The organism is Mesorhizobium sp. B2-5-7 (assembly GCF_006440875.1).
In the GTDB taxonomy this organism is placed as follows: Bacteria; Pseudomonadota; Alphaproteobacteria; order Rhizobiales; family Rhizobiaceae; genus Mesorhizobium; species Mesorhizobium australicum.
The window spans coordinates 41,709-49,110 of record NZ_VFUO01000013.1 but is presented as its reverse complement, the minus strand read 5'-3'; the positions used below and the strand labels follow the sequence as shown (position 1 = coordinate 49,110).

The 7,402-nt window shown below is 57.4% G+C and carries 8 protein-coding genes; all 8 read left to right on the top strand.

The genetic code is table 11. The features are described from left to right. Positions 1–1,735 (top strand): VirB4 family type IV secretion/conjugal transfer ATPase (locus FJ543_RS30790; protein ID WP_140700730.1); only part of this gene is annotated, 1,735 nt, incomplete at its 5' end. A 13-nt stretch (positions 1,736–1,748) separates the two neighbouring features. Then, a complete protein-coding gene (locus FJ543_RS30785; RefSeq protein ID WP_064993313.1) occupies positions 1,749–2,432 on the top strand; it encodes a type IV secretion system protein VirB5 in 684 nt (227 codons plus the stop codon). A 58-nt stretch (positions 2,433–2,490) separates the two neighbouring features. Beyond that, a complete protein-coding gene (locus FJ543_RS30780; RefSeq protein ID WP_064993312.1) occupies positions 2,491–3,378 on the top strand; it encodes a type IV secretion system protein in 888 nt (295 codons plus the stop codon). Between the two features lie 22 nt (positions 3,379–3,400). After that, positions 3,401–3,559 carry a type IV secretion system lipoprotein VirB7 gene (locus tag FJ543_RS30775; RefSeq protein WP_013533338.1) on the top strand — a complete coding sequence of 53 codons (159 nt, stop codon included), beginning with the start codon at positions 3,401–3,403 and terminating at the stop codon, positions 3,557–3,559. Continuing rightward, positions 3,556–4,269: a type IV secretion system protein VirB8 gene (locus FJ543_RS30770; protein ID WP_013533337.1), complete on the top strand. Its 714-nt coding sequence runs from the start codon at positions 3,556–3,558 to the stop codon at positions 4,267–4,269. The genes FJ543_RS30775 and FJ543_RS30770 overlap by 4 nt, the downstream gene beginning before the upstream one ends. Next, on the top strand, positions 4,266–5,147 hold the full coding sequence (locus FJ543_RS30765; RefSeq protein WP_064993311.1) for a TrbG/VirB9 family P-type conjugative transfer protein: 882 nt from the start codon (positions 4,266–4,268) through the stop codon (positions 5,145–5,147). The genes FJ543_RS30770 and FJ543_RS30765 overlap by 4 nt, the downstream gene beginning before the upstream one ends. Beyond that, positions 5,144–6,286 (top strand): type IV secretion system protein VirB10, encoded by a 1,143-nt coding sequence (virB10, locus tag FJ543_RS30760; protein ID WP_064993310.1) that lies wholly within the window; start codon positions 5,144–5,146, stop codon positions 6,284–6,286. The genes FJ543_RS30765 and virB10 overlap by 4 nt, the downstream gene beginning before the upstream one ends. After that, positions 6,270–7,310: a P-type DNA transfer ATPase VirB11 gene (gene virB11, locus FJ543_RS30755; protein WP_013533334.1), complete on the top strand. Its 1,041-nt coding sequence runs from the start codon at positions 6,270–6,272 to the stop codon at positions 7,308–7,310. The genes virB10 and virB11 overlap by 17 nt, the downstream gene beginning before the upstream one ends. Positions 7,311–7,402: the final 92 nt, after the last annotated feature.

Here is a 7,402-nt window from a genome sequence, read left to right as displayed (position 1 = left end):
GATCTACACTGACCAGGTCATCTGCGGGAAGCGGGCGCTTGAGATTCGACGGCCCGGGGGCAGCTCGGTGGGGTCATTGTTTTCGTTCCGTGAATATCCGGCGACGACGCGGCCCGGCATGCTAAATCCCTTGCTGTCGGCCAACTTCCCGCTTGTGCTCAGCCAGAGCTTTTCCTTCCTCACTCGGCCCCAAGCTCATGCGAAGCTTAGCCTTAAGTCCAGCCAGATGACGAGCGCCGGCGACAAGGCTCTCACCCAGATCAATGAACTTGCCGAAGCAGAGGACGCACTGGCAAGCAACGAGTTCGTCATGGGTTCGCATCATCTGAGCCTGTGCGTCTATGCCGAGAGCCTCAACAGCCTTGCAGATCGCGCAGCAAATGCCCGCGGAAGGCTGGCCGATGCGGGCGCCGTCATCGTCCAAGAGGGTATCGGTATGGAGGCCGCGTACTGGTCCCAACTTCCGGGGAACAACAGGTGGCGCACACGCCCCGGGGCCATCACCTCGCACAATTTTGCCGGGCTTGTGTCATTTGAGAACTTCCCAAACGGTTCCGCATCCGGCCACTGGGGCAAAGCTGTTGCGCGCTTCCGCACGAACGGTGGAACTTCTTTCGACTACATCCCCCATGAGAATGACGTGGGCATGACGGCGATATTCGGGCCAGTCGGCAAAGGCAAGACGACGCTGATGACCTTTATCCTCGCGATGCTTGAGCAAAGCGTGGTCGATCGCGATGGTGCCATCGTCTTTTTCGATAAGGACCGGGGTGGTGAACTGCTGGTGCGGGCCACGGGGGGGACATATCTAGCCTTGCGCAGAGGCGCTCCGAGCGGCTTGGCCCCTCTGCGTGGACTGGACAACACCTCCGCCTCGTTGGACTTTCTGCGCGAATGGTTGATGGCCCTTATCGAGAGTGACGGCCGCGGTCCGATCTCGCCGGAGGAAAGCCGTCGACTAGAACGTGGCATTGTTCGTCAACTTTCGTTCGAACCCGTGATGCGCTCAATTGCGGGCCTGCGCGAATTCCTGCTGCACGGCCCCTCCGAGGGCGCAGGAGCACGGCTGCAGCGGTGGTGTAGAGGGAATGCGCTTGGATGGGCCTTTGACGGCGATGTCGACGAAGTAAGGCTTGATGCCTCCATCACCGGCTTCGACATGACGCAGCTCCTGGAATATGAGGAGGTCTGTGCGCCGGCCGCCGCATATCTTCTGCACCGCGTGGGCGCCGTTGTCGATGGCCGTCGGTTCGTCATGAGCTGCGACGAATTTCGCTTCTATCTGCTCAACCCGCAGTTCTCGGCTGTTATCGACAAGTTCTTGCTCACCGTCCGCAAGAACAACGGGATGTTGATACTTGCAACGCAGCAGCCCGAACACGTGCTGGAATCGCCGCTGGGAGCCAGTCTCGTTGCGCAATGCATGACGAAGATTTTCTACCCGTCACCGACGGCGGACCGGGCTGCGTATGTCGATGGTTTGAAGTGCACCACGCAGGAGTTCGAGGCGATCCGCCACGGAATGGCAATTGGCAGCCGCAAGTTTTTGCTCAAGCGCGACAGCGGGAGTGTTGTTTGCGAATTCGACCTTGGCCAGATGCGCGAGTACGTAGCCGTACTCTCGGGGCGGGCCAACACCGTGCGCTTTGCCGACCAGCTTCGTGACCAGCACGGAGATGCCCCAAGCGGGTGGCTCGACGAGTTCATGGCTCGTTACCACGAAGTTCAAGACTGAAGGAGGAATATTCATGAGATTTGCCAAGCTTGCAGTGACGACGCTTGCTGTTTCCTTTCTGCTTAGCACACAGGCCAGGTCGCAATTTATCGTCAGCGACCCGGCATTGACAGTACAAGCGGGACTAACAGCGGGTTCCACTGCGGCGATGCTTATAAAATCGGCTCAGACGCTCGCTACCACGATCGAAATGGTAGAGATACTGAAGTCGTCATTTGCTGTCACGGGACTGCTGGGCGCACTGAACCAGGGAAACCACTACCCATCGAGCAATAAGCTGGACGGGCAGATGTTTGATGCTCGGGCGCCGGTTTCGACCATGGCGCGTACCATTGTGCAAGACCCAACCCGGAGAGTCACCGGCACCGATTCAGAAGCGAAACTGTTAGAGGAGCAAATCACTGGTGCCGCCAATGCGGCAGCTCTTGCAGCCGACACTCTGGACGTAATGGACAAGCGCCTTAAGGCTAACGACAACACGCCTGGTCAGCTTTCGCGCTCGCGAAATATTGTGCAGGCCACCGTGACCAACGGTCTGGTCCTCAAGCAGATTCACGATGCGGTCATCCAAAATGTCGAGGCCACGAGTCTGCTGACGATGACCACTGCACAAGGCAGCCTTCACGCCGTGGAGGAGGCCGCCACGCAGCGTCGCGAGCGCCAGGACACCGCCAAGATGTTTGGCACACTGCCGTGAACCACGCAAAGTTCGTCCGGCTCAACTGGGCTGATCAGGGACAAATCAGGCTCAGGCCATGAATTTCAAGATTGCCGCGCCATTCACGGCCATACACACGATCTTTGATCTGGCCTTTACCTCAGGGCTGCACAACGTGCTTGAAAAGATCCAAGAGGCGGTCAGCGCACCTCTGGTCGCGTGTGTAACGCTTTGGATAATAATACAAGGCTGTCTGGTCATGCGCGGTCAAGTCGATGCGCGCGGGAGTATCTCGCGCGTAATCATGGTGTCGATTGTCGTTGCCCTGATCTTGGACCAGTCCAACTACCAGCAGTACATTGAAACGTTCTTCGACGACACGATTCCAAGGTTTGCTCACCATATAAGTAGCAGCGACTTGCCATTCGTCGATATTCCTCGGAAGCTAGACTTTATGTTTGCTGCAAGTCAGTATGCTTTTCAGATGATTGCTTCCGAAATTGGGACAATGAATGGCCAGGACATACTTGCCTTCCAGGGAGCGCAATGGATTTTCTACGGCTCGCTGTGGACGGCGTTCGAGATCTACGATGCCGTTGGAATTCTGACGAAGCTGCTCTTGGCGATCGGACCCCTGGTCCTTGTCGGCTACCTTTTTGATCGCACGCGAGACATGGCCACCAGATGGATCGGCCAACTGCTCTCGTACGGGCTGCTGCTTCTCCTTCTCAACATCGTTGCGACGATAGTTATTGCGGCCGAAGCAGTCTCGCTGACAGCAATGCTTATCATAATCAAAATGTCGGGCACGACAGCAGCCAAGATCATCGGGCTTTACGAGCTCGACATGCTCTTCCTCGCTGGCGACGCTCTGATCATCGCGCTTCCGACGATCGCCAGCAGCATCGCCGGCGGCTCTTTGGCAGGCGAGAACCGACCTCTTAGCAACCTCAACCGCTACTTTGCCAAAACGGCGGGTGGTTAATCAATCAACCGGTGCCAAAAACATGAAACGCTATCTACTGTTGCTAATCCTCGCTTTGGCGGCCTGCAAGACAACCGATCGGCTTGCGACCTGCACGGGTACGCCATTCCAACTGAACGCGGGACAATGGGAAACCACTCCTGAGGATCTTCAGGTCGAGTGCGCGGAAGAGCCCAAGTGAAATTTCCTGAACATGCCCTTCTGGTGGAGAGAGAAACGCTAGCCGCTCACTACAAGAAGGTGGAAGCGTTTCAAACTTCACGAGCGAAGTCTGCGCGGCGCTTGTCAAAGGCGCTTATAGCCTTTGCCGCAGCGGCGGTCCTGGGAAATGTCGCCCAGGCATTTACCATCGCTGCCATGGTCCCGTTGGCCAAGCTCGTACCTGTGTTCCTCTGGGTGCGGCCGGACGGTACCGTTGACAGCGAAGTGTCAATCTCTCGACTGCCGGCAACCCAAGACCGAGCCGTCATAAACGCTTCGCTGTGGGAATATGTACGCCTGCGCGAGGGCTACACGGCAGATACAGCCCAATACGCCTATGACCTCGTCTCCAGTTTCAGCGCACCTTCTGTGCAACAGCAATATCAAGATTTCTTCAACTATCCCAACCCCACCTCGCCGCAGGTCACGGTTGGGAAGCGCGGCAAGCTCGAGGTCGGGCATATTTCATCAAATGACATCAGTCCCGACGTTCAGCAGATCCGATACAAACGTACGCTTGTTATCGATGGGCAGACGCCGATAGTGACCTCCTGGACTGCTACCATCCGCTACGAGCGCTTGACGGGTCTGCCTGGGCAATCGAGGCTCACCAATCCGGGAGGTCTACTCGTCACATCCTACCAAGCCTCGCAAGACACCGTATCGAACCTGGGCTTCGTGCAGCCATGACAAAAAGAGCATTTCTGGCGCTGGCCTGTTCACTCTTCCTAACGATGGAAGCGTGCGCCGAAGACACGCCACTTGCCGGCAAGCATGATGCGCGGATGCGCTACCTGGCTTACCGCCCCGACGAAGTGGTGCGCCTATCGACCGCAGTTGGGGCAACGCTGGTTGTCACATTCGCGGCAAACGAGACCGTCGCAGCCGTGGCTGTTTCCAATAGCAAAGACCTGGCTGCGCTCCCGCGCGCCAATTATCTCTTTTTCAAGGCTAGCCGGATGCTGTCGCCGCAGCCGGTCGTCGTGCTGGCCGAGAGCGAGTCCGGTACACGCAGATACGTCTTCAGTATTTCAACGAAAGCGATGCCCAAACTCGATGAGGAGCAACCAGACCTATACTACAGTGTGCAGTTCACCTATCCTGCTGATGAGGCTGCTGCTCAGAGAAAGGAAGCGGAAAGGCGCTCGATTCTTGGCCAGGCCCGGGCGAGAGTGCTGCAAGACGAGAGAGTTCGGGATTTGTTGAATCGGCCCGCCGCAGCTGCCAGTCCGGACGAAAGCAATTTTCACTACGTCGCAAAGGGCGATCGGTCGCTGGCGCCGCTGGAAGTCTTCGATAATGGCTTTACGACCGTATTTGGATTCGCAAGCAATTCCCGCATACCCTCCCTCTACGTTATCAATCCCGACGGCAAGGAAGCCGCTGCCAATTACACGGTCAAAGGCGACTATGTTGAAGTATCCGCCGTCGCCCGGGAATGGCGTCTGAGAGATGGCAACACGGTCTTGTCCATTTTCAACAGAGCTTATGACCCTGTGGGACGAGCGCCAGCGACCGGTACAGTGACACCCGACGTGTGGCGCGTTTTGAAAGGCTCGGGACGATGAATGAAACCGGCCCACAGGCGGGACATGATGTCCATGCATCCGGATCGATGGTCTCGGAGCCGGCCCGCCGGCATGTTTCGGGATCGCAGAAGTTGGCCGTCGCTGCTCTTGTTCTCATCTCGTCTCTATCGCTCATCTGGCTCGGAGGTCGTTCCAGCACACAAGACGAACCATCTCAGCCAAAGCCGCCAATTGTCGCCAACGTCGAGCCATTCCGTCCCGTGCCAATCGAGGTTGCTCCAGAACCTCCAGCACCCGCAGAGGCGGCCAAGGCGGCAGAGCCTGCGCCATCCACGCCGCCCCCACCAGCGGCAGATGATCCGCCGCCGGAGGAATCACCAATTTTCGCCTACAGCGGCAGCGGTCAAATGCCCAATGCCGATCAGCGGAGCGAAGACAAGCAAAATGATGCTCCGGGGACAGCGGATGAGATTTCAAACGGTGGCGATCTGTCAGGCCGATTGAAGCCAGATATACAGGAGCCGAGCCGGGCCACACTTTTGCCGCACCCTGATCTCGTGATTACTCAAGGAACGATCATTCCCTGCATTTTGCAAACTGCGGTCGACACAAATTTACCCGGCTATGTGAAGTGCGTCTTACCTAAAGCCGTCCGAGGCGCCACCAACAACGTCGTGCTCTTGGATCGCGGGACAACCGTGATTGGCGAGATCCAGCGCGGTCTCCAGCAGGGGGATGCGCGTGTATTCGTGCTGTGGACGCGCATCGAAACACCTGACCATGCCCTCGTTTCGATAGCATCGCCGGGCGCTGACGAGCTCGGCCGCTCCGGAATGCCTGGCACGGTGGACAATCACTTCCGGGAACGCTTTGGCGGAGCGATTCTCATGAGCGTCATCCAAGGCGCGTTTCAGGCGGCTGGTCAATATGCGGCCAGCTCTGGCGGAGGAAGCGGCACCAACAGCTTCCAGAGCAATGGTGGACAAGCCGTCGAGACGACATTGAGAGCGACGATCAACCTTCCCCCAACCCTGAAGAAAAACCAAGGAGACGCCGTATCCATCTTTGTGGCTCGGGACCTCGACTTCTCGGATGTATACGATCTTAGAGCGACTGCCGCAGCGCCATCCCCCCAACATCGCGAACGCCGGAGAAACAACAATGCAATCGGAGGCTGATCCTCAATTGCGTTTGCTTCTCGATCCCGTTCTGAAATGGCTTGAGGAGCCAAGAACCGAAGAGGTCGCTATCAACCGGCCTGGGGAAGCCTTTGTCCGACAGGCCGGCGTTTTCACGAAACATCCACTGCCGCTGTCTTATGACGATCTGGAGGACATCGCGATCCTCGCCGGAGCGCTGCGCAAGCAAGATGTCGGACCGCAAAGCCCCCTCTGTGCGACTGAGTTGCCGAACGGAGAGCGGCTGCAGATCTGTTTGCCCCCCGCAGTACCCTCAGGAACAATAAGCCTGACGATACGGCGTCCCTCAAGTCGTGTGACCGAACTCAAGGAAGTTTCTTCTCGCTACGAATATTCGCGTTGGAATCAATGGCGGTCACGAAAAGAGCGCCAAGAGCGGCAGGACGAAACGATTCTTCAGCACTACGACCATGGTGACTTGGAGCAATTTTTGCGAGCCTGCGTCTGCGGGCGGCTCACAATGCTGCTTTGCGGACCGACTGGAAGCGGCAAAACGACAATGAGCAAGACTTTGATCAACGCTATACCCCCGCATGAGAGGTTGATCAGCATCGAGGACACGCTCGAACTTGCAATCCCGCACGAGAACCATGTCCGCTTACTCTATCCAAAGGACCGAGCAGGCGCAGGTGCGGTGACGGCCGAGCAACTGTTGCAAGCCAGTTTGCGCATGCGGCCTGATCGAATATTGCTTGGCGAGATGCGCGATGACGCCGCTTGGGCCTACCTTAGTGAAGTCGTCTCCGGCCATGCGGGATCGATATCAACGATTCATGGGGCTGATCCGGTACAAGGTTTCAAAAAGCTCTTTTCACTCGTCAAGAGCAGCGCGCAAGGAGCCGCTGTCGAAGACCGCACGCTTCTTGACATGCTGTCGGCTGCCATTGACGTCATCATACCGTTCCGTACCCAAGGCGACGTGTATGAGGTAGGAGAGGTATGGCTCGCCGCCGATGCCCGGCGGCGGGGAGAGACAGTAGCCGACCTTCTCAACAAGCACTAAGGCTGGAACAACGTCTCGGGATCGGTAAGCCGGTGTCGACGCGTTATTCTGTTCTGCTTCGATATCTTTTTGACGGGCCTTCTCGCAGTGGT

Bases quoted from the DNA above. Each gene is read 5' to 3' on its own strand.
- FJ543_RS30785 (WP_064993313.1), top strand. From the start codon at position 1,749: ATGAGATTTGCCAAGCTTGCAGTGACGACGCTTGCTGTTTCCTTTCTG.
- FJ543_RS30780 (WP_064993312.1), top strand. From the start codon at position 2,491: ATGAATTTCAAGATTGCCGCGCCATTCACGGCCATACACACGATCTTT.
- FJ543_RS30775 (WP_013533338.1), top strand. From the start codon at position 3,401: ATGAAACGCTATCTACTGTTGCTAATCCTCGCTTTGGCGGCCTGCAAG.
- FJ543_RS30765 (WP_064993311.1), top strand. From the start codon at position 4,266: ATGACAAAAAGAGCATTTCTGGCGCTGGCCTGTTCACTCTTCCTAACG.
- virB10 (WP_064993310.1), top strand. From the start codon at position 5,144: ATGAATGAAACCGGCCCACAGGCGGGACATGATGTCCATGCATCCGGA.
- virB11 (WP_013533334.1), top strand. From the start codon at position 6,270: ATGCAATCGGAGGCTGATCCTCAATTGCGTTTGCTTCTCGATCCCGTT.